General features: G+C 74.2%; 22 protein-coding genes. 16 read left to right on the top strand and 6 right to left on the bottom strand.

Translation table 11 applies throughout. The features are described from left to right. Positions 1-27: 27 nt before the first annotated feature. The 5 genes from ACFT41_RS02535 (at position 28) to ACFT41_RS02515 (ending at position 4,424) form a co-directional block, all read left to right on the top strand. Positions 28-363, top strand: coding sequence for a rhodanese-like domain-containing protein (locus tag ACFT41_RS02535; protein WP_377586082.1), 336 nt, complete (start codon positions 28-30; stop codon positions 361-363). Between the two features lie 18 nt (positions 364-381). After that, on the top strand, positions 382-1,173 hold the full coding sequence (locus ACFT41_RS02530) for a glycerophosphodiester phosphodiesterase (RefSeq protein ID WP_377586084.1): 792 nt from the start codon (positions 382-384) through the stop codon (positions 1,171-1,173). A gap of 116 nt (positions 1,174-1,289) precedes the next feature. Next, positions 1,290-2,744 carry an ATP-binding protein gene (locus ACFT41_RS02525; RefSeq protein ID WP_377586086.1) on the top strand — a complete coding sequence of 485 codons (1,455 nt, stop codon included), beginning with the start codon at positions 1,290-1,292 and terminating at the stop codon, positions 2,742-2,744. 201 nt (positions 2,745-2,945) lie between these two features. Continuing rightward, entirely contained in the window at positions 2,946-3,362 is a 417-nt protein-coding gene (locus ACFT41_RS02520) for an ATP-binding protein (protein WP_377586126.1), read from the top strand. A 171-nt stretch (positions 3,363-3,533) separates the two neighbouring features. After that, positions 3,534-4,424 carry a DUF5926 family protein gene (locus ACFT41_RS02515; RefSeq protein WP_377586088.1) on the top strand — a complete coding sequence of 297 codons (891 nt, stop codon included), beginning with the start codon at positions 3,534-3,536 and terminating at the stop codon, positions 4,422-4,424. A 57-nt stretch (positions 4,425-4,481) separates the two neighbouring features. Here the strand turns inward: ACFT41_RS02515 and ACFT41_RS02510 are convergent, their stop codons facing one another. Beyond that, entirely contained in the window at positions 4,482-5,678 is a 1,197-nt protein-coding gene (locus ACFT41_RS02510; protein WP_377586090.1) for an arginine deiminase, read from the bottom strand. A 164-nt stretch (positions 5,679-5,842) separates the two neighbouring features. Here ACFT41_RS02510 and ACFT41_RS02505 point away from each other — a divergent pair, with 164 nt between their 5' ends. From ACFT41_RS02505 to pheA, 5 genes are all read left to right on the top strand, one after another. After that, entirely contained in the window at positions 5,843-6,583 is a 741-nt protein-coding gene (locus tag ACFT41_RS02505; protein WP_377586092.1) for a hypothetical protein, read from the top strand. A 179-nt stretch (positions 6,584-6,762) separates the two neighbouring features. Next, on the top strand, positions 6,763-7,221 hold the full coding sequence (locus ACFT41_RS02500; RefSeq protein ID WP_377586094.1) for a hypothetical protein: 459 nt from the start codon (positions 6,763-6,765) through the stop codon (positions 7,219-7,221). 114 nt (positions 7,222-7,335) lie between these two features. After that, complete coding sequence (locus ACFT41_RS02495; RefSeq protein WP_377586096.1) at positions 7,336-7,719, top strand: ACT domain-containing protein; 384 nt, start codon at positions 7,336-7,338, stop codon at positions 7,717-7,719. 114 nt (positions 7,720-7,833) lie between these two features. Then, positions 7,834-8,433 carry a hypothetical protein gene (locus tag ACFT41_RS02490; RefSeq protein ID WP_377586098.1) on the top strand — a complete coding sequence of 200 codons (600 nt, stop codon included), beginning with the start codon at positions 7,834-7,836 and terminating at the stop codon, positions 8,431-8,433. A gap of 34 nt (positions 8,434-8,467) precedes the next feature. Beyond that, positions 8,468-9,424, top strand: coding sequence for a prephenate dehydratase (gene pheA, locus ACFT41_RS02485; protein ID WP_377586100.1), 957 nt, complete (start codon positions 8,468-8,470; stop codon positions 9,422-9,424). A gap of 64 nt (positions 9,425-9,488) precedes the next feature. Here pheA and ACFT41_RS02480 read toward each other — a convergent pair whose 3' ends face one another. The 3 genes from ACFT41_RS02480 to ACFT41_RS02470 all read right to left on the bottom strand — a co-directional run bounded on the left by ACFT41_RS02480 (position 9,489) and on the right by ACFT41_RS02470 (position 11,275). Continuing rightward, a complete protein-coding gene (locus ACFT41_RS02480; RefSeq protein ID WP_377586102.1) occupies positions 9,489-10,211 on the bottom strand; it encodes an AIM24 family protein in 723 nt (240 codons plus the stop codon). 162 nt (positions 10,212-10,373) lie between these two features. Then, positions 10,374-10,721 carry a metallopeptidase family protein gene (locus ACFT41_RS02475; RefSeq protein ID WP_377586128.1) on the bottom strand — a complete coding sequence of 116 codons (348 nt, stop codon included), beginning with the start codon at positions 10,719-10,721 and terminating at the stop codon, positions 10,374-10,376. Positions 10,722-10,843: 122 nt separating this feature from the next. Next, entirely contained in the window at positions 10,844-11,275 is a 432-nt protein-coding gene (locus ACFT41_RS02470) for an OsmC family protein (RefSeq protein WP_377586104.1), read from the bottom strand. Between the two features lie 189 nt (positions 11,276-11,464). Here ACFT41_RS02470 and ACFT41_RS02465 point away from each other — a divergent pair, with 189 nt between their 5' ends. From ACFT41_RS02465 to ACFT41_RS02455, 3 genes are all read left to right on the top strand, one after another. Then, positions 11,465-12,151, top strand: a complete 687-nt coding sequence (locus ACFT41_RS02465; protein WP_377586106.1) for a hypothetical protein — start codon at positions 11,465-11,467, stop codon at positions 12,149-12,151. A gap of 240 nt (positions 12,152-12,391) precedes the next feature. Further along, positions 12,392-13,213, top strand: coding sequence for an HAD family hydrolase (locus tag ACFT41_RS02460; protein ID WP_377586108.1), 822 nt, complete (start codon positions 12,392-12,394; stop codon positions 13,211-13,213). Continuing rightward, a complete protein-coding gene (locus tag ACFT41_RS02455) occupies positions 13,213-14,025 on the top strand; it encodes an HAD family hydrolase (RefSeq protein ID WP_377586110.1) in 813 nt (270 codons plus the stop codon). The genes ACFT41_RS02460 and ACFT41_RS02455 overlap by 1 nt, the downstream gene beginning before the upstream one ends. A gap of 35 nt (positions 14,026-14,060) precedes the next feature. Here the strand turns inward: ACFT41_RS02455 and ACFT41_RS02450 are convergent, their stop codons facing one another. Next, positions 14,061-14,663, bottom strand: a complete 603-nt coding sequence (locus tag ACFT41_RS02450; RefSeq protein WP_377586112.1) for a bacterial proteasome activator family protein — start codon at positions 14,661-14,663, stop codon at positions 14,061-14,063. A 127-nt stretch (positions 14,664-14,790) separates the two neighbouring features. On the opposite strand from ACFT41_RS02450, the gene ACFT41_RS02445 reads away from it, so the two are divergent. After that, positions 14,791-15,588 (top strand): alpha/beta hydrolase family protein, encoded by a 798-nt coding sequence (locus ACFT41_RS02445; RefSeq protein ID WP_377586130.1) that lies wholly within the window; start codon positions 14,791-14,793, stop codon positions 15,586-15,588. Positions 15,589-15,666: 78 nt separating this feature from the next. Then, on the top strand, positions 15,667-16,872 hold the full coding sequence (locus ACFT41_RS02440; RefSeq protein ID WP_377586114.1) for an ABC transporter substrate-binding protein: 1,206 nt from the start codon (positions 15,667-15,669) through the stop codon (positions 16,870-16,872). Between the two features lie 73 nt (positions 16,873-16,945). Here ACFT41_RS02440 and ddaH read toward each other — a convergent pair whose 3' ends face one another. Then, entirely contained in the window at positions 16,946-17,779 is an 834-nt protein-coding gene (gene ddaH, locus ACFT41_RS02435; RefSeq protein WP_377586116.1) for a dimethylargininase, read from the bottom strand. 59 nt (positions 17,780-17,838) lie between these two features. Between ddaH and ACFT41_RS02430 the strand changes: the two genes are divergently transcribed. Beyond that, positions 17,839-18,294 (top strand): Lrp/AsnC family transcriptional regulator, encoded by a 456-nt coding sequence (locus tag ACFT41_RS02430; protein WP_377586118.1) that lies wholly within the window; start codon positions 17,839-17,841, stop codon positions 18,292-18,294. Positions 18,295-18,594: the final 300 nt, after the last annotated feature.

The raw sequence follows: 18,594 nt of genomic DNA, 5'->3' as shown, positions 1-18,594 counted from the left end.
GCGGACGAGGCTCTAGGCTTGGTGACCGTGTTCGGACCCCAGGTTCCCACCGTGCCCGTGACCGAGATCGCCGACGACACCTACCTGCTCGACGTCCGCGAGGATGACGAGTGGGCCGCCGGGCACGCCCCCGGCGCCCACCACCTGCCGATGATGGAGTTGCCCGCCCGGATGGCCGAGGTGCCCACAGACCGGGACGTGGCGGTCATCTGCCGCTCCGGCGGGCGCTCGGCGCAGGTGGTGGCGTACCTGGTGAACAACGGCTGGGACCAGGTGCGCAACGCCGACGGCGGAATGCGCCAGTGGGCGGCCGTCGGCCGACCCGTGGTAGCCGGAGACGGCGGGCCGGGCCAGGTCATCTGAGAGCGACGGGCGACGGACATGGGTGACCCCCTGGTCTTCGCGCACCGCGGCTCCTCGGCGGACCTGCCGGAGCACACGCTCGCCGCGTACCTGCGGGCCCTCGACGAGGGTGCCGACGGGCTGGAGTGCGACGTCCGGCTGACCCGCGACGGGCACCTGGTCTGCGTCCACGACCGGCGGCTGGACCGCACCAGCAACGGCACCGGTCTGGTCAGCGTCCGCACGCTGGCGGAGCTGGAGGCGCTGGACTTCGGCTCCTGGCACCCGGGCTGCGTGCCGCCCGGCGGCGACACGCCGCCCGACGAGTCGCACACCCGGCTGCTCACCCTGGAGCGGCTGCTCGACGCTGTGCTGGCCGCCGGCCGCCCGGTGCGGCTGCTGATCGAGACGAAGCACCCCTCGCGGTACGGCGGGCACGTGGAGCGCCGCCTGGTGGCCCTCCTGCGCCGCTACGGCCTGGCCGAGCCGCGCCCGGACGCCCCGGTCCGGGTCACGGTGATGTCCTTCTCGCTGCTGGCCGTGCGCCGCGTCCACGACCTCGCCCCCGGGCTGCCCACGGTGCTCCTGCTGGAGGTGCTGCCGCGCTGGCTGCGGCTCGGCCGGCTGCCGTTCGGCACCCGCATCGCCGGGCCGGGGGTCGAACTGGTCCGGGCCCGGCCGCGCCTGGTGCCCGCGCTGCGGGACGCCGGCCACCTGGTGTACGTCTGGACCGTCAACGAGCCCGCCGAGCTGGACCTGGTGCTCGACGCCGGGGTGGACGGGATCATCACCGACCGGCCGGCGCACGCGCTGGCCCGGCTGGGCCGGTGAACCGGCGGGGCGGCGTCGCCCGATGGCTGGTCAGGCCAGGTTCGCCGGGCGGCGCGGATGCCGGGGCCGCCCGCGCGGGGGTGTCGGGGGGCGGGTCGGCGCGGCACACTCGGGGCATGCCGGAGCGCACCGACCTCGCCGCCCTGATAACCGGCCATGGCAGGGTTATCGAAATGATCAACTCTGGCGAAGCCGGTCTACCCGTCCTCGCCCGGCTGCTCCAGGTGGTCCAGCCCGCGATCGGGGCGGCCAGCACCGCCTTCGTGGAGTTCGCGCCCACCGGCGGCCGGGTGATCGCCGCGACCGGGGGCGCCGAGTGGGCCGTCGGCCGACCGGTGTCACCCACCGACCCGGCCACCGTCTGCCTGCTCTCCGGCCCGAGGGTCCGCGACATCCGGGCGGACCGCATCCCCGGCCCGATCGGCGCCGAGCTGGTCGACCGGGGGCTGCGCCGGATGGTGGCCGCCCGGGCCGAGATCGGCGGGCTGACCGTCGGCAGCCTGCACGCGTTCTATTCGGACGACGACGACTCGACGGCGGACGGGCAGCACGAGGTGGTGGCGTACATCGCCTCCTGCATCGCCCACATGTACGGCGACCAGAGCGGGCTGCCGGTGCACGGCGACGGCCCGGTGGTCGCGGCGCTGGCCGACGGGCTCGCGGTGGTCGACCGGGACGGGCACGTCCGGCTCTGGAACCCGGCCGCCGCCCAGGTGACCGGCCGGTCGGTCGCGGAGTCGCTGAACAGTACGCTGCCGTTCCCCCTCCCCCCGTCCGGGCAGGTCCTCGACCACCGGCTGCCGGACGGCCGATGGATCAAGATCACCTCGGGGGAGCTGCCGGGCCCGGGGGCGCTGCGGGTGGTCACCTTCCGGGACATCACCGACCAGCAGCTCCGCGACCAGGACCGGGACCTCTTCGTCGCGGTGACCAGCCACGAGCTGCGCACGCCGGTCACCGTCATCAAGGGGTACGCGGACACCCTCACCGAGCACTGGGACTCCCTGGCCGACGCCGACCGGCGGCAGGCCGCCCGGGTCATCGGGCAGCGGGCCAACGAGCTGGCGCGGCTGGTCGACCGGCTGCTCACCACGGCGACCGAGGGCCGGCCCGGCGAGCCGCCCGTCCCGTTCAGCCTCGGCGACGCACTCCGGGCCGCCGTCGCGGACCTGCCCACCGACCTGCGCCGCCGGGTCGTCCTCGACGTGCCCGACGGCCTGCCCAGGGCGCTCGGCAGCCGGCAGTCGCTGACGACGGTGCTGACCGAGCTTGGGACCAACGCCGACAAGTACTCCCCGTCCGATGCCCCGATCGAGATCACCGCCGGCGGCAACGAGCAGACCGTGTGGTTCCGGGTCAGCGACCGGGGCATCGGCATCCGGCCGGAACACGTCGAGCGGGCGTTCGACCGGTTCTGGCAGGGCGAGTCCGGCGACCGCCGGGGATATCCGGGCGCGGGGCTCGGCCTCTATCTCGTCCGCCGGATCGTTGAACAGCAGAATGGCTGGGTGTCCCTCCGACCGAGGGCAGGTGGCGGTACGGTCGCAGAGGTCCGGCTCCCCCGCGGATGAGCCTGCCCGACGGGGCCGGGTCTCCGGCGGTTCCGCCCGGCGGCGAGCGGTTCCGGGGGCACGTGTCCGGGGGCGAGCGGCACCGGGGGCGAGGTGTCCGAGGGCCGGAGTGCAACCGGGGGGCGAGGTGTCCGAGGGCCGGAGTGCAGCGGGCGAGAGGAAGCGGCGGTGGCGAGAGAGCCGGTCGAGCAGTCGTGGTGCGTGGTGGTGCCGCACCACCCGACCGGTGCGCGTCTGGCCCGGCACCGGCTCGCCGACGAGCTGGCCGACCTCGTACCGTCGGTGCTCCTGGCCGACCTGGTGGCCGTCCTGGCCGAGCTGGTCGGCAACGCCGTCCGGCACGCCGACGCGCTCCCCGGCGGGGTGGTCCGGGTGGCCTGGCGGCTGCGCCAGACCCCCGACGGGCAGCTCGTCAAGCTCCGGGTCACCGACGGCGGGGCGGCCGTCGGGCCGTTGGTCCGGGTCGCCGGCCCCGATGCGGTCGACGGCCGTGGCCTGCACATCGTCTCGGGCCTGGCCAGCCGGTGGGGCGTCGACCGGGACGGCCTCGGGCAGAGCGTGTGGGCCGAGTTCGAGCCCGCCGCCACGCCCCGCACCGATCTCGTCTCCGCCGGCTGAGCCGCGCCGCGCTCCCGACCCGGACCGGTGCCGCCGGCTGAGCCGCGCCGCGCTCCCCACCCCTGGGCCGATGCGCGCCGGATCCGGAGGGCCCGTCGTGGCCGGCGGGACCCTCCGTGCGGGGCGGGTCCTCCCCACCCCCTCGGGTCGTGGGCTCTAGGCTGTGTCGCCGTGAGCAAGCGTAGAAGGATCCAGCGGGCCGCCGACGTCGCCGTCACCGGGAAGCGGGAGAAGGTGCGGGACGTCTTCGTGCCCCGCCCGTTCGAGGGTCTGGCCGACGAGCCGGAGTGGATCGCCCTGCGTGAACTGGTCCCGGCCGCGTCCGCGCCGCTGCGGCTCGTCCCCGAGCTGGTCGAGGAGCACGGCGACCGCCCGGTCACCCTGGCCACCGTGCTGCCGATGGCGGCACCGGCGATGGCCAAGGCGGACGGTCGGGTCTTCGTCGGGCTCCAGCGCCACCAGCAGTCCGGCGACGTCTCCCGGGACCTGGCCGAGGCGCTGCTCTGCGCGCTGCGTACCGAGCCGGGCAGGACGGTCACGGTGCCGCCGCTGCCCGGCCCCGGCCCCCGCCTCCAGGACATCCTGGTCGACGGGCCACTGGAGGTCAGCATGCACGAGGGCTTCGAGTTCTGGCTCGACCCCGGGGCAGCCGACGACCCGACCGTCCAGGCGTCGCTGGAGCGGGCCAACGCGGCCATCTACCCGACCGTGCGGCTGGCGGCGGCGCGGGCCGCGTACTGGTGCCAGGTGCCGGAGAAGGCGCACGTGCGCTGGGTGCTCCCGGACGACGAGGACGCCGCGCTGGACGCGCTGGCCCGGCTGAGCGCCGCCGGCACGTTGCCGCTCGCCGGGGGCACGAAGTTCGCCGGCATGTTCCGCGCGCATGGGCGCCTCGTGCCGGTCTGGGACCTGCCCGAGGACGTCCCGGCGGCCGACTGGGAGGAGCCGGTGCGGGAGTTCGCCGAGCGCTACGCCGAGGCCCTCGCCGAGAAGGAGCCGCTGGACGCGGCGGGCCGGCGCGCCCGGCACGGCCTGCTCGGCCGGCAGCTCACCCTGCGCTGAGCCGCTTGTTAACAGGGGCCCCCTGTACAACGTTTTGCGTTAACAGGGGGCCCTTCCCTACTCCCGGACCAGGGGGCAGGACATGCATCTCGGGCCGCCCCGGCCGGAGCCCAGCTCGGAGCCGGCGATCGGGATCACCTCGATGCCGGCCCGCTCCAGCTGCGCGTTGGTCCCGGTGTTGCGTTCGTAGCCGACGCAGAGCCGGGGGGCGATGGCCAGGGTGTTGTTGCCGTCGTCCCACTGCTCCCGCTCGGCGGTGACCGGGTCGAGGCCGGTGTCGATCACCCGGAGCTGGTCGAGGTCCATCGCGTCGGCGGCGGCCCGCAGGAACGGCGCGGGGCCGTCCACCTGCGGCTCGCCGTCCGGGCCGGCGACCACCGTGTACGCGGCGAGGGTGCTCGCCACGTTCGCATACATCAGCACGGCGTCGACGTCGACCATCGTGCAGACGGTGTCCAGGTGCATGGTGGCGCGCTCCTGGGCGATCGGCACCACCAGGATGGTGTGCGCCAGCCCGGCGGCGAAGACCTGCCGGGCGAGCCGCTCGGCGCCGGCCGGGGTGGTCCGCTCGCCCACCCCGACTGCGAGCACGCCCGGGGCCAGCAGCAGCACGTCGCCGCCCTCCAGGTGCTCCAGCTCCGGGTGGTAGACGAACTCGGTGCCGACGAAGCGCGGGTGGTGCCGGTAGATCGCGTCGGTGATGCTGGTCTCCCTGCGGCGGGCGGGCATGGCCAGGCTGGTGACCCCGACCCGGTCGCCGATCCACAGTGAAGAGTCGCGGGTGAACAGCAGGTTGGGCAGGGGGTCGATGACGAAGTCGTGCCGGTCCATCAGGGAGTAGACGAGCCCGCCCGGCCGTTCCCTGCTGATTCGCAGCTCCTCGTGGGCGAGCCCGGCGATGAGCACGTCGGCGAGGGCGGCGGGGTCGAGGTAGGCGAGGTGGTCGGCCACCCGTCGGCGCAGGGTGTCGCCGAGCCGGGGCGAGCTGAGCACCTGCTCGGTCAGCCCGGTGCGGGCCTCGGCGACGGCGAGGGTCTCGGCGAGGAGGTTGGCGAGGTAGAGCACCTCCACCCCTCGGGCGCGCAGCTCGGCGGCGAACGCGTCGTGCTCCTCCTGTGCCCGTCCGACCCATGGGATAGCGTCGAACAGCAACGAGTCGTTGTTCCGGGGGGTGAGTCGGGCCAGTTCGGGGCCCGGCCGGTGCAGCAGCACGGTGCCGAGGCGGCCGACTTCACTGTCCACGTAGTGGGTCACTCGGCCAAGGGTAGGGCAGGGTTTGGCGGCATCCGGTAAAACGTCTGTGGATGAATATGGCATTCATCCGCACTCACTCCGGCGCTCCGACTTGCCGGGTACCCGGTATGGCAACGTAGGGTAGTGAGGACATAACTTCGAGGGACCTTTTGCCGGAGGTCGCGATGACTGTCTTTCCCGCACGTCGAGCCGCACCTACCGCACGGGCACTGCCGCCCGTCGGGGTGCCACACCCCGGGTCGGATGCCCCCGGGGTGCTCGACCCTATCCGTCCGAGCCCCCTGGAGTGGGCTCGTCGGCGGCGCGCCGAGCGGGGGGCCCGCCGGTTAGAAGCGGCCGGGGCCCGCGCCCTGGGCCGGCTCGACCATCTGGGGCCGGCGTGGCACGTCATCGAGTGGCCCCGCACGGACACCACCGACCTCCTCCTCGACCCGTCCCAGGACGACCGGGCCGGGTTCCTCGCGATCGGGCCGGGCGGCCTGTTCGCGGTGACCATCGCCGACCACGGCCGCGCCCGGGTGCTCGTGGCGGGTGACGTGGTGCAGATCAACGGCAAGCGCCCGCCGTACGTGGCCGAGTCCCGCCGGGACGCCAAGCGGGCCAGCAAGGTGCTCTCCCAGGCGGTGGGGCTGACCATTCCGGTGACGCCGGTGCTGACCTTCGTCGGGTCCGGCGTCATCAGCGTGTACGGCCTGCCGAAGGACTGCCTCATGGCCACCCACCGCGAGCTGGACCGCCTGCTCGTGGCCGGGGGCAACCGGATCACCCCGGCCACCGCCGAGAAGCTCGCCCGGGTGGCGCAGCACCCGGGGACCTGGATGAACGGCACGTACCGTCCAACTGGCGACTACCGGTGGTACGACGGCGGCCGAACGGCGGCTGACAAGCCGGCCAACCGCCGGTAACGTCTCCGGCGACGCCACGCGGTCCGGCCCGCACCCGGAGCAACCACCGGCCGCGCTGTCGCCGACCGCCCGGGTCGGGGCAACTGATCCGCCGGCGGCCCGGCGGCCGGAGCGCGGTCGGCGGGTGACCACGACGACCGGTTAGCGTGGACAGACCGTCGGTGTACATAGGAGGCGCGGTGGCCCACGTCGAACTCTCGCTCTCAGAAGTGTTCGTGCCCACCGCCCGCACACCGCTGGAGCAGGAGTCAGACAATTTCGGGCAGTGGTCCGCCACCGTGGCCGGGGCCGACGAGCCCTGCCTCCTGATCGACGCCGACACCCGGGTCGTCGCGGTGTCGGCAGCCGGCTGCGAGCTGCTCTGCCTGGGCTGCCCGGACGACGTGATCGGTCTGCCACTGCTCGACGGCTGCCTGCGGCTGCTCGACTTCACCGCCCACCGAGGCGAGCTGACCGAGCAGGAGACCGACAAGATCCCGCCGCTGCTCGCCCTGCACTCCGGGCGTCTCGCCCGGGGGCTGCTGCGGGTGCAGGCCGCGACGGCGGGCGGGCCGGACCCGACCGTCGACGCCATCTCGACGCCGGTGCTGACCGAGGGCCGGGTCGCCGGGTCGCTCACCTTCTTTGCCAAGGTCTGATCCGGCCTTTCCGCGGTCCGATCCGGCGCATCGCGGCCCTGACCTGGGCGGATGTGGCGTCCGCCGCACCCGCGGGAGCTGTGGCGGGCACCCGCCAGGCCGTAGGGTGCCCTCATGGTCGATGTCGCTCTGCTGCCGGGGGAGTACGCGGTGTGTCGGCTGGCCGCCGGCTCCGCCCTCGGATCCGCCCTCTGGGGCGAACTGGGCGACGCCGAGGTGGTCAGCGTGAGCTGGGCCGCCGACGGGGTCTCCGTGATCTGCCCGACCCCCCGTGCCCCGGCCGAGGTGGAGACCGACTGGCGGTGCCTGCGGATCGTCGGCCCGCTCGGTCAGGCGGTGACCGGCACCCTCGCCTCGCTGATCGGCCCGTTGACCGAGGCACGGGTCGATCCGGTCGCGTTCTCCACGTACGACACCGACCACGTGCTGGTCCCGGCCGTGCGGCTGGGCGAGGCGACCGCCGCGCTGCGCCGCGCCGGCCACCGCGTCCTCGACTGACGGCCCTCCTGCGCGAGACGCCGCCCGGCGGGTCTTCCCGGCCGCGCCGACGAGATCCTACGATGGGCTCGGCCGTCCGGCCGCAACGACGTTCTCCGATGCAAGGATCGGCTCGTGCCGCCATCCGCACCGCACCGACCGGTGGTGCCCCGCGCATCCGGCCCGTCCCGCGCGCCCGGTGCCGCCGGTTCCTCCCGCGCGCCCGGCGCGATCGCGCTCCTCGCCGTCCTCGCCGTCACGCTCGCCGGCTGCGGCACGCCGCCGGAGCTGCGCCGGCCCGGCACCGGCGCGACCGGCTCCCCCGGCCCGACCCCGCCGGCCTCCGCCCCGCCCACCGGCGCGTCGGCACCGGTCACCCCGCCGGTGGCCGGGCCGCCGACCACCCCGGGCTCCGACCTGGTCGCCGGCCCCTGCCGCGACGGCCCGTCGGCGGACCGGGTCGTCGCGCTGCTGCGCGGCCCGTCCGGGGTGCTGTCCCGCTCGGTCGCGGTACGCGTGGGCGACGGCCCGCTCTGCGCCGGGGACTGGCAGTACACGGTGCTGCGGGTGACCGGGCACGAGGAGTTGCAGGTGATCAGCCGAGGCTGGCCGGGCGACCTGGAGCTGGTCACCGCCGGCACCGACGTCTGCACCATCGAGGTGCGGGTGGCCGGGCCGCCCGGCATCCGGGCACTCGCCTGCGACGCCGTCCCGGGCAGCGTGCCGGTTGCGTAGGCTGGGCGGCGTACCGGTTGCGTAGGCTGGCGGCATGCCGGGAACACCGCCCACCCGTTTCGTCTACCTCGGCCCCGAGGGCACCTTCGCCGAGCAGGCGCTGCGCACCGTGCCGGCTGCCGAGCGCAGCACCCGCACGCCCGCCCGCAGCGTCGGCGAGGCCCTGGAGAGCGTCCGTGCCGGGGAGGCCGACGCGGCCCTGGTGCCGCTGGAGAACTCGATCGGCGGCGCGGTCGGCGTGACCCTGGACGAGCTGGCCGAGGGGGACCCCCTGGTCGTCACCCGGGAGGTGATCCTGTCGGTCGAGTTCGTGCTCGGCGCCCGCCCGGGGACGTCGCCGGAGGCGATCCGCTCGGTGGCCGCCCATCCTCAGGCGTCCACCCAGTGCCGGGGCTGGCTGCGCGCGCACCTGCCGGACGCGGTCGTGGTCGACGTGCTCTCCAACGGGGCTGCCGCGGCGGGCGCGGCCACGGGCGAGTACGACGCGGCGATCTGCGCCCCGATCGGGGCCGCCCGGCACCGGCTGGCGGTGCTCGCCGACAAGATCGCCGACCATCCCGACGCGGTGACCCGGTTCGCGCTGCTGTCCCGCCCGGGCCCGCCCCCGCCCCCCACCGGGGACGACCTCACGTCGCTGGCCGTCTACATCGCCCACGACCGGGTGGGCGCGCTGCTGTCGGTGCTGATGGAACTGGCCGTGCGCGGGGTGAACCTGACCCGCATCGAGTCCCGCCCGACGGGCGAGGCGCTCGGCCGGTACGTCTTCTTCCTCGACTGCACCGGCCACGTTGCCGAGCCACGGCTCGGGGAGGCGTTGCAGGGGCTACGCCGGGTCTGCGCGGAGGTGCGCTTCCTCGGGTCGTACCCCCGGCACCGGTGGGCGCAGCCGGCGGGCGACCGGCCGATCCCCGCGCCGGCCGGCCTGTCGGACGCCGACTACGCCGACGCGGCGGCGTGGCTGGCCCGGCTGCGGGCCGGCGAGCTGAGCTGAGACCGGGGCGCCCTCGTGCCGGGGCGCCCCGCCCGGGTCAGCTTGCCGCCCGCGCAGCGGCGGATCAGCTCAGCAGGCCGCCGAGCAGGCCGCCCTGCTGCTCCTGAGCGCCGCTGCCCGCGATCGGCGGCTCCTCGGAGGGCTGCACCACCACGAAGCCCTGCCCGGCGAAGCTCATCGTGAACGCCTCGCCGGTGCTGCGCCCCAGCAGCGTGCCCAGGCCGAGTTGCTCGGCCCGGTGGTAGCCGGTCTGGAGGTTGGCCGACCAGCAGACGGCGGCCTGCGGGTCGACGTAGGTCGGCGCGTCGACGTTGAGCACCACCGGGGTGCCCTTCGTGGTGATCGCGATCCGGCCGTGGCCGCTGAAGACGCAGTTGAACAGGCCGGACGAGGACGCCATCCCGGCGCCGCCGACCATGCGGATGTCGTACTGGAGGGTGGAGTCGAAGGCCAGCACGCTGGAGCCGTTGATCGACAGCGCGTCGCCGGGCTCCAGGTCGATGATGTGCACGTCCTTGGCCAGCTCGGCGAGGAAGACGTCGCCCCGGCCGCTGAGCTTCATCAGCGGGACACCCTCGCCGGTGAGCTTCTGCTTGAGAAACTTGCCCAGGCCGCCGGAGCCGAGCGCCTGGAACTGCACCTGGCCCTGGTAGGCGACCATCGACCCGACCCGGGCCATCGCCTCGCCGTTCAGCTCGATCTTCAACATCTTGGAGTTCTGCAGCCGCATGCCGGGCTGGGCGGACTCCTTCTCCAGGTTCTCGGCGGAGAACAGCGCGCTGCGCATGGAAGTGCCTCCTGACTCGGGGTGTCTGCCCGGAGGGTAGGTGACCAGCGCAACCGGAGACATCGGCCGAGCGGGGCCGGCCCACCGTCGCGCGGCGCGGACCGGACGGAGAGGACGAGGAGACTGGCACGGACCGAACGACGGGGACGGGGAGGCCGGCCGTCAGCCCCAGCCGAGGTCGTGCAGCCGCTCGTCGTCGATGCCGAAGTGGTGGGCGATCTCGTGCACCACGGTCACCGCCACCTCGTCGACGACGTCCTCGTCGGTGTCGCAGATGCGCAGGATGGGGTGGCGGTAGATGAAGATGCGGTCCGGCAGGACGCCCGCGTAGTCCCAGCCCCGCTCGGTGAGGGCGTGGCCCTCGTAGAGGCCGAGCAGGTCCTCGTCGCCGGGGGGCGGGTGGTCCTCGACGAGGATCACCACGTTGCTCATCAGCCCCAGCAGCTCCTCGGGGACCTCGTCGAGGGCGTCCCCCACCAGTTCCTCGAAGCGCTCCCGGCTCATCTCCACCGCCACGCCCCCCATTGTCCCCGAGCCGGCCCCGCGCACGGTGCCCGAGATTCTGCTCGTACGGAAAAGTCCCCATCCAGGGCGGATGGGGACCGTTCCGCGTCACGTGGGCGCGGGGGACCTCAGGAGGCGAGCCGGGCCGTGAGGCTGATCTGGGCACCCGGGGAGAGCAGGCGCGAGATGGGGCAGTTCTCCTTGGCGGTCTCCGCCAGCTTGGCGAACTGGGCCCCGTCGAGACCCGGGGCCTGACCGACCGTCTCCAGGTCGATCCGGGTCACGGTCATCCCCGCGTCGGTCTTGTCGAAGTGCACCTTCGCGGTGGTCTCCACCGACGTGCCGGTGGCGCCGGCGTCGGCGAGCTGCTTGGAGAACGCCATCGAGAAGCAGGCGGCGTGGGCCGCCCCGATGAGTTCCTCGGGGTTGGTGCCCTCGCCCTCCTCGAATCGCGACTTGAAGGAGTAGTTCCCCTGGAGGCCGCCCTTGCCGGTGCGGACCGTGCCGGAACCCTCGGTGAGATCGCCCTGCCAGCGTGCGGAAGCGGTACGGATAGGCATGAGTCGACGCTAACCGAAAGCCGGGCGGCGGGCGAGCGGCTGCCCGCGGTCGGTCCCGCCACGCCGGAGCCGCTCCCGTCCACGCGGCCGCGTTCCCGGCCGCGCGGTGCCTGCTGTGTCATGATTCGGCTCAGGCCCACAGGGCTCAGGCCCGCGAGGTTCAGGCCCGCGAACGCGGAGAGGTGGCCGATGTCCGAGGATCTCCCCATCCCCCGGCAGGACAACCGGTCCGGCGGCGCCACCGTCGTGGAATGGGGCGGGCCCGAGCCCACCCCACCGGGACGGGTGGGTCGCCCGCTGTCCCGGCTCGGGCGGGACCGGCGGATCCCGTTGGTGGCGGCCGGCCTCGGCGCGGTGGCCGCGTTCGCCTCGCTGGTCGGGGAGTGGCTGGTGATGACCGTGCCGACCGGGGGCCCCGAGGGCGACACGCTGCGGGTGCCGGGCGGGGTGTCCGACGTCGGCGGCTTCGGGCTGGGCTACCTGGTGGGCCTGTTCGCGCTGGTCGCGGCTGCGGCCCTGGCCCTGCGGGGCAGCACCGCCGTGCGGCACGACGCACGGGTGGCCGGCCTCGCCCTGTCGGCGGCCCTGGTCGGCGTCCTGGTCGCCACCTCGTTCTCGCTGGACGACTCGGGGCGGCGCGGCCTCTACTCCTCCGAGGACGGCTTCCAGGTCGAGTACGGCCGGGGGCTGGTGGCGGCCTTCGCTGCCTGCGTGCTGCTGGCGGTGGCGCTGCACCTCGCCGGCCGGGCCGACGCCGAGCGACCGGACGAAAGCGCGCCGGGTGAGGAGCACCCGCCCGCCGAGGAGACCGACCTGCCGCCCGCGCCGGCAGACCTCACCGTGCAGCCGACCGTCCCCTTCGCCCGCCCGGAGTAAGGAAGGGCCCCCTGTCAACGCCTACGGTAGAGAAGGGTCCCCTTCTCACCCACCGGCCCAACCGGGCCGGGCCCGGGCCGCGCAACCTGAGTGTGGTGTCGAGTTGCCGCCCGGTTCGTCGGGAAGCCATGGTCGCGCCCTGTTCCGCGAGGTACGGTGGCTGCCCGCCGTCACTGCTGGTCGAGGCACCGACGACCGAACGACAGGGCCGGCGCGACGGCGGCGGGCGAAGGAGGAGCCATGACCCGCCCGGGGCTGCCCAAACTGATCGCCACCGACCTCGACGGGACGCTGGTCCGCAGCGACGAGACCGTTTCCGCGTACACCCATGAGGTGCTCGACCGGGTGCGGGCCGCCGGCATCCCGGTGGTCGGCGCGACGGGCCGGGGGCCGCGGCTCACCGAGCTGACCCGCAACGACATCCGCGCCGCCGACTTCCTGGTGCTCGCCGGCGGGGGCTGGGTGGTCGACCAGAGCGACCCGGCCGGGCCGGTCGTGCTGCGCGAAGAGCGGCTCTCCCGCGAGGTGCTGGCCCTGCTGCTCGCCGCCTTGGAGGCCGAGGTCGGCCCGCTCACCGTGATGGTCGAGGCTTCCGACGAGACCGACGCGCCGCTGTGGGGCGACTACCACCCGAGCTGGCCGTACCCGGACCTGTTCGAGCCGCGCTCCCGCGAGGAGTGCCTCGCCGGCGACGTGATCAAGGCGTTCGCCCGGACCGCCGACCACCACGTCGACACGCTGCTGGAGGCCGCCCGCCGGATCATCGGCCCGGAGGTCGCCACGCTCACCCAGGCCGGGCTCGGCTTCGTCGAGATCTGCCCGCCCGGGGTCGACAAGGCGTCCGGGCTGACCGTCGTGGCGCAGCGGCTCGGGGTGGATCCGGCCGACGTGCTGGTCTTCGGTGACATGCCCAACGACCTGCCGATGTTCGAGTGGGCCGGGTGGGCCCGGGTGGCCGTCTCCAACGCCCATCCGACCGTCCGGGCCGCCGCCGACGAGGTGACGCTGCGCAACGACGACGACGGCGTCGCGGTCTACCTGGACCGACTACTCTCCCGGTGATGGGAGAGACACCTCGGCTGGTCGCCACGGACATCGACGGGACCCTGCTCACCGACGAGCGGACGCTCAGCCCCCGCACCCGCGACGCACTGGCCCGGATGTCCGCGCGGGGCACGCCGGTCGTGCTGGTCACCGGCCGCCCGATCCGCTGGCTCCAACTGGTGTACGAGCAGCTCGCCGAGCCGCTGCCGGCGATCTGCGCCAACGGCGCGGTGGTGTACGACCCGGTGGCCGACGAGGTGCTCCGGGCCGACCCGCTCGCGCCGGAGCTGCTCGCCGAGGTGGCCCGGCGGCTGCGTGCCGAGGTGCCCGGGGTCAGCTTCGCGGTGGAGATCGTGGACAGCCGCGAGATGCGGCACGAGGCCGGCTATCCGCTGCGCTGGGACGCCGACGCCGAGGCGATCCGGGCGGTCACCTCGCCCGAGGAGCTGCACTCGATGCCGGCGGTGAAGCTGCTGGCCCGCGCCGGGGAGCAGGACCCGGACGTCTTCGTGGCGGTCGTCGCCGGGGCGCTGCGCGGGCTGGCCGAGGCGACCCACTCGTCGTACACGGGGCTGGTGGAGATCTCGGCGGCCGGGGTGACCAAGGCGGCGGGCCTGGCCTGGTATTGCGCCCGGCTCGGGATCGACGAGCGGGACGTGCTGGCCTTCGGCGACATGCCCAACGACGTGCCGATGCTGACCTGGGCCGGCTGCGGGGTGGCGGTGGCGAACGCGCACCCCGCCGTCCTGGCGATCGCCGACGAGGTGACGGCGGCGAACTCCGCCGACGGCGTGGCCGCGTACTTGGAGAAGGTCTTCGGGGTGGGGTGAGGCGCGCGCCGGACCGACGGCCCGGCGCGCGACGGTCACAGGTATTGCCCGGTGCTGTGCCCCTCGCCGCCCTGCGGGTGGCCGATGCCCGGCATGCCCGGCATCATCCCGGCGGGGCCGCTGGGCAGCGCCTGCCGGCCGGAGCGCATCTGCTCCAGCTGCACCCGGGCGGCCATCTGCTGGGCCACCAGGGCGGCCTGGATGCCGTGGAACAGCCCCTCGAGCCAGCCGACGAGCTGGGCGTGGGCGATGCGCAGCTCGCCCTCGCTGGGCGCCTTGTCCTCGGCGAAGGGCAGCGAGATCCGCTCCAGCTCGTCGCGGAGCTCGGGGGCCAGGCCCTCCTTCAGCTCGACGATCGACCGTTCGTGGATCTCCCGCATCCGGTGCCGGCTCGCGTCGTCGAGCGGGGCGGCCTTGACCTCCTCCAGCAGCTGCTTGATCATGCTGCCGATCCGCATCACCTTGGCGGGTTGCTCGACCAGGCGGGTCGGGTCCTCGCCGGTGGCGTCGTCGGTCTGCACCGTGCCGACCGGGCGGCCGTCCGGGCCGACCACCACCACGGTGCCGGATCGCCCGGTGTCGTCGTGGCCCGGCTCGTCGTCTTGTCCAGCGGAGTGCGCTTCGGTCATGCGCTCCATCTTCACCCAGGGGGGGGCCCCCCCGCCCGCGGGGCCCGCCACCGGCCCCGGCGAGCGGCGGCGGCACCGGGTCGCGGGTGATCCCGACCGGGCGCGGTCGGCCCGTTGCCGCGCTACCGTCGCCGGTATGCCCGCCGACCCCCGCTCCGTGCTCGACCGCCCCGCCCCCGCCCCGGACGCCACCGTCGCCTACGGCGGGCACCCGGACCAGGTCGCCGACCTGCGCCGGCCGGCGGGGGACGGCCCGCCGCGCCCGCTGGTCGTCGTGGTGCACGGCGGCTTCTGGCGGGCCGAGTACGACCGCGCCCACACCGGGCCGCTGGCGGCGGCGCTGGCCGCGCTCGGCCACCCGGTGGCCCAGTTGGAGTACCGGCGCACGGGGCAGCCGGGCGGCGGCTGGCCGGGCACCCTCGCGGACGTACTGGCGGGGGTGGCGGCGCTGCCCGGGCTGGCCGGCCCGGTGCTGGGCGACCGGCTGCGCCCCGGGCCGCCGCTGCTCGTCGGCCACTCGGCCGGTGGCCATCTCGCCCTGTACGCCGCCGCGACCGCACCGGAGACGGTGGCCGGGGTGCTGGCGCTGGCCCCGGTCGCCGACCTGACCGAGGCGTACCGGCTGGACCTGGACGGCGGGGCGGTGGCCGCGCTGCTCGGCGGCGGGCCGGCGGAGCACCCGCAGCGGTACGCCGCCGCCGACCCTCGCCTGTTGGTGCCCATTTCGACACGGACGGTGATCCTGCACGGCCTGCTGGACCGGCAGGTGCCGGTGGGGGTGAGCCGGTCCTACGTCGCCGCCGCGCGGGCCGCAGGGAGTCCGGTGCGGCTGGTGGAGCTTCCCGAATGCGAGCATTTCGGGCTCATCGACCCGGAGTCCGCCGCGTGGCCGGAGGTGGCCCGTGGGCTGCGAACCTTGCACTTTGATCACTGAACATTGACGCAGCGTCGCCGAACCGGTAGAACGCCGAGGGGACGGTATCGGCCCTGCTCAGCTCCCGGAAGGAACTCGGTGTCCCAGATGAACCGCAGGCGGGCACTCCAACTGTTGGCCGCCCTCGGTACCACGGGCCTGACCGCCGCCTGCGCCACGGACGGCGACAAAGGGCCGGCGACCCCCGCCGGCAAGCCGATCAAAATCGGTCTCATCGCACCGCAGACCGGTGGCTTCAAGGCCATCGGCGACGAGATCGTCAACGGCTTCCAGCTCTACCTCACCCTCAACGGCCAGCAGCTCGGCGGGCATCCGGTGACGGTGGTGACCGCCGACGAGGGCGAGACCGCCAAGACCGGCAAGGCGGCCGTCGACAGCCTGCTCAAGCAGGGTGTGCTGGCGCTCACCGGCGTGGTCAACTCGGCCGTCATGGTGGGCATCCGGGACACCGTGGAGAAGGCCCGGGTGCCACTGATCGGCTCCAACGCCTCGCCGAAGAGCCTCCAGAGCGTCGTCTACATCTGGCGCACCTCGTACGTGCTGGACGAGCCGGGGCGGGCGATCGGCCCGTACATGGCGCAGCGGCTGCCCACGGGCAGTCGGGTCGCCATCATCGCCCCCGACAACCTCGGCTCGCGGGACGTGATCCAGGGCCTCCAGGCCCAGTTCAGCACGGCCGGGACGAACGACCCCCGGATCGCCGACCCGGTGATCTGGACCGACACCAACAGCACGCCGGGCACCACCGCGTACGCCGCCGACATCCGCACGGCGCTGGCCCGCCAGCCGAACGCGATCTTCTGCCACTTCGCCGGGCCGGCGGCGGTGCAGTTCATCAAGCAGCTGTACCGCGAGGGGTGGACGGGCCCGATCTACGCGCCCGGATTCCTCACCGAGGGCACCGTGCTCGACGAGGTGCAGGAGGTGGAGTCCCGCAACATCGTGACCGCGCTCAACTACTCCGCCGACCTGAACAACACCGCCAACCGCACCTTCGCCTCGGCGTACCGCAAGACGCACGGCGGGTCACCGACCACCTACGCGATGGCCTCGTACGATGCGGCGCAGGTGCTGGACAAGGCGATCCGGCTGGCCGGGGGCGACCCGACCTCGCAGCAGGTCAACCTGGCGCTGGGCAAGATCGGCCAGATCGACAGCCCGCGCGGGGCGTGGCAGTTCAACCAGCCGCGAACACCGCAGCAGAAGTGGTACCTGCGCAAGGTGCAGCGCGACGGTCAGGTGCTCTCCAACGTCCTGATCAACGAGCTGGCCACGCTCGGCTGAACGCCCGCCCGACACCGCGCGGGCCGGTCTCCCCCAGGCGAGACCGGCCCGCGCGCCCGGGTAGGTCGCCCCGTCAGCCGCGCAGCTCCGCGATGCAGCACTTCACGCTGCCGCCGCCCTTGCGCACCTCGGTCAGCTCGACCGGCACGGGGGTGTAGCCGGCCGCCTTCAGCTTGCCGGCGAGCCGGGACGCCTCGCTGTTCAGGACCACGTTCGCGCCGTCGCTGACCAGGTTCAGGCCGAAGGCCAGGGCGTCGGCGTCGTCCGCCACGACCGCATCGGGGAAGAGCTGGGCGAGGACCCGCTGGCTGGCCGCCGAGAAGGCACCCGGGTAGTAGACGATGTTCCCGTCGTCGATCGAGGCCAGCGCCACGTCGAGGTGGTAGAAGCGGGGGTCGACCAGGTGCAGCGACACCACCGGCCGGCCCAGTGCCTCCTGCGCCTCGGCGTGCGCCGGCAGCTCGGTGCGGAAGCCGTGGCCGGCGAGGACCAGCCCGCCGTACGCGTCCGGCAGGTACGCGAAGTCGCCCTCGCCCTCGTTGGTCTCGTTCGGGGCGATGAAGTGCCAGCCCCGCTCCTCGTAGAAGGCGCGGTGCGCGGCGGCCTCGGCGGCCCGCTGCTCGTGCTTGAACCGGGCGCCGTAGACCGTCCCGTCGACCACGAACGCGCCGTTGGCCGCGAACACCATGTCGGGCAGGCCGACCTCGGGAGCGAGCAGGTGCACGTCGTGGCCGAGCCCGAGCAGCGTCTCGCGCAGCCGGTCCCACTGCTTGACCGCCAGCTCCACGTCGACGGGCGTGGTGACGTCCATCCACGGGTTGATCGCGTACGCGACGGCGAAACGCTCGGGCGAACACATGAGATATGTCCGCTTTCGGGGGATCCGGTGCTGGTTCACGAAAACCAAGAGTAGGTAGCCTGGAACCTTGGTAACAGCCACAACCATTGCTTCCTGAGGGCGGAACGTTGCAGATAGACGCGGTGGACCAGCGAATCATTGCGTTGCTGGTGGCGGATGCCCGCGCCTCGTACGCCGACATCGGCACCCGGGTCTCGCTCTCCGCCCCGGCCGTCAAGCGCCGGGTGGACCGGCTGCGCGCCGCCGGGGTGATCCGGGGATTCACGGCCGTCGTGGACCCGGCCGCCGTCGGCTGGACCACGGAGGCGTTCGTCGAGCTGTTCTGCGCCGGGCGGACCACCCCGGCCCAGATCGGGGTGGCCGTGCGCCGGCACCCCGAGGTCGTCGGGGCGTACACGGTCTCCGGGGAGGCGGACGCGCTGGTGCACCTACGCGCGGCGGACATCTCGCACCTGGAGGAGGCCCTCGAACGGCTGCGCGCCGAGTCGTTCGTCACCTCCACCCGCAGCACCATCGTGCTCTCCCGCCTCGCCGAGTCCCCCGGCGTCGGCCCCGCCACCTGAGGGACGCCGGCCGGAGCCGACCCTGGCCGGCGCGGGAACCGGAGCCGGGCCCGCGGCGTCGAAGCGGGCATGACCCGGGAAACCGTCACCGCCGCCGTCGGCACGCCGGTCGCCGTGACCCTGCTGGCCGGCGGCGCCTGACCCATCGAGCCGGGGGGGGGGGGCCCCGACCCCCCGCGACCCCCCCCCCCCCCACCGCCGGTGACGCGATGACCGCCTGCACGGCCACCCCGGCGGGCACCGCCGGCCCGACCGGCACCCAGGCGAACCCCACCACGATCACCTCGGCGCTCACCCGGG

It is taken from the genome of Micromonospora sp. NPDC057141 (assembly GCF_042670805.1).
GTDB lineage: Bacteria > Actinomycetota > Actinomycetes > Mycobacteriales > Micromonosporaceae > Micromonospora.
Note: the sequence above shows the minus strand (reverse complement) of the source record. Positions and strands in the feature narration are given on the sequence as shown.

What these genes read in the sequence shown, in the direction of transcription:
- ACFT41_RS02530 (WP_377586084.1), top strand. Translation starts at nt 382, where the DNA reads ATGGGTGACCCCCTGGTCTTCGCGCACCGCGGCTCCTCGGCGGACCTG.
- ACFT41_RS02525 (WP_377586086.1), top strand. Translation starts at nt 1,290, where the DNA reads ATGCCGGAGCGCACCGACCTCGCCGCCCTGATAACCGGCCATGGCAGG.
- ACFT41_RS02505 (WP_377586092.1), top strand. Translation starts at nt 5,843, where the DNA reads ATGACTGTCTTTCCCGCACGTCGAGCCGCACCTACCGCACGGGCACTG.
- ACFT41_RS02495 (WP_377586096.1), top strand. Translation starts at nt 7,336, where the DNA reads ATGGTCGATGTCGCTCTGCTGCCGGGGGAGTACGCGGTGTGTCGGCTG.
- pheA (WP_377586100.1), top strand. Translation starts at nt 8,468, where the DNA reads ATGCCGGGAACACCGCCCACCCGTTTCGTCTACCTCGGCCCCGAGGGC.
- ACFT41_RS02480 (WP_377586102.1), bottom strand. Translation starts at nt 10,211, where the DNA reads ATGCGCAGCGCGCTGTTCTCCGCCGAGAACCTGGAGAAGGAGTCCGCC.
- ACFT41_RS02470 (WP_377586104.1), bottom strand. Translation starts at nt 11,275, where the DNA reads ATGCCTATCCGTACCGCTTCCGCACGCTGGCAGGGCGATCTCACCGAG.
- ACFT41_RS02465 (WP_377586106.1), top strand. Translation starts at nt 11,465, where the DNA reads ATGTCCGAGGATCTCCCCATCCCCCGGCAGGACAACCGGTCCGGCGGC.
- ACFT41_RS02460 (WP_377586108.1), top strand. Translation starts at nt 12,392, where the DNA reads ATGACCCGCCCGGGGCTGCCCAAACTGATCGCCACCGACCTCGACGGG.
- ACFT41_RS02455 (WP_377586110.1), top strand. Translation starts at nt 13,213, where the DNA reads ATGGGAGAGACACCTCGGCTGGTCGCCACGGACATCGACGGGACCCTG.
- ACFT41_RS02450 (WP_377586112.1), bottom strand. Translation starts at nt 14,663, where the DNA reads ATGGAGCGCATGACCGAAGCGCACTCCGCTGGACAAGACGACGAGCCG.
- ACFT41_RS02445 (WP_377586130.1), top strand. Translation starts at nt 14,791, where the DNA reads ATGCCCGCCGACCCCCGCTCCGTGCTCGACCGCCCCGCCCCCGCCCCG.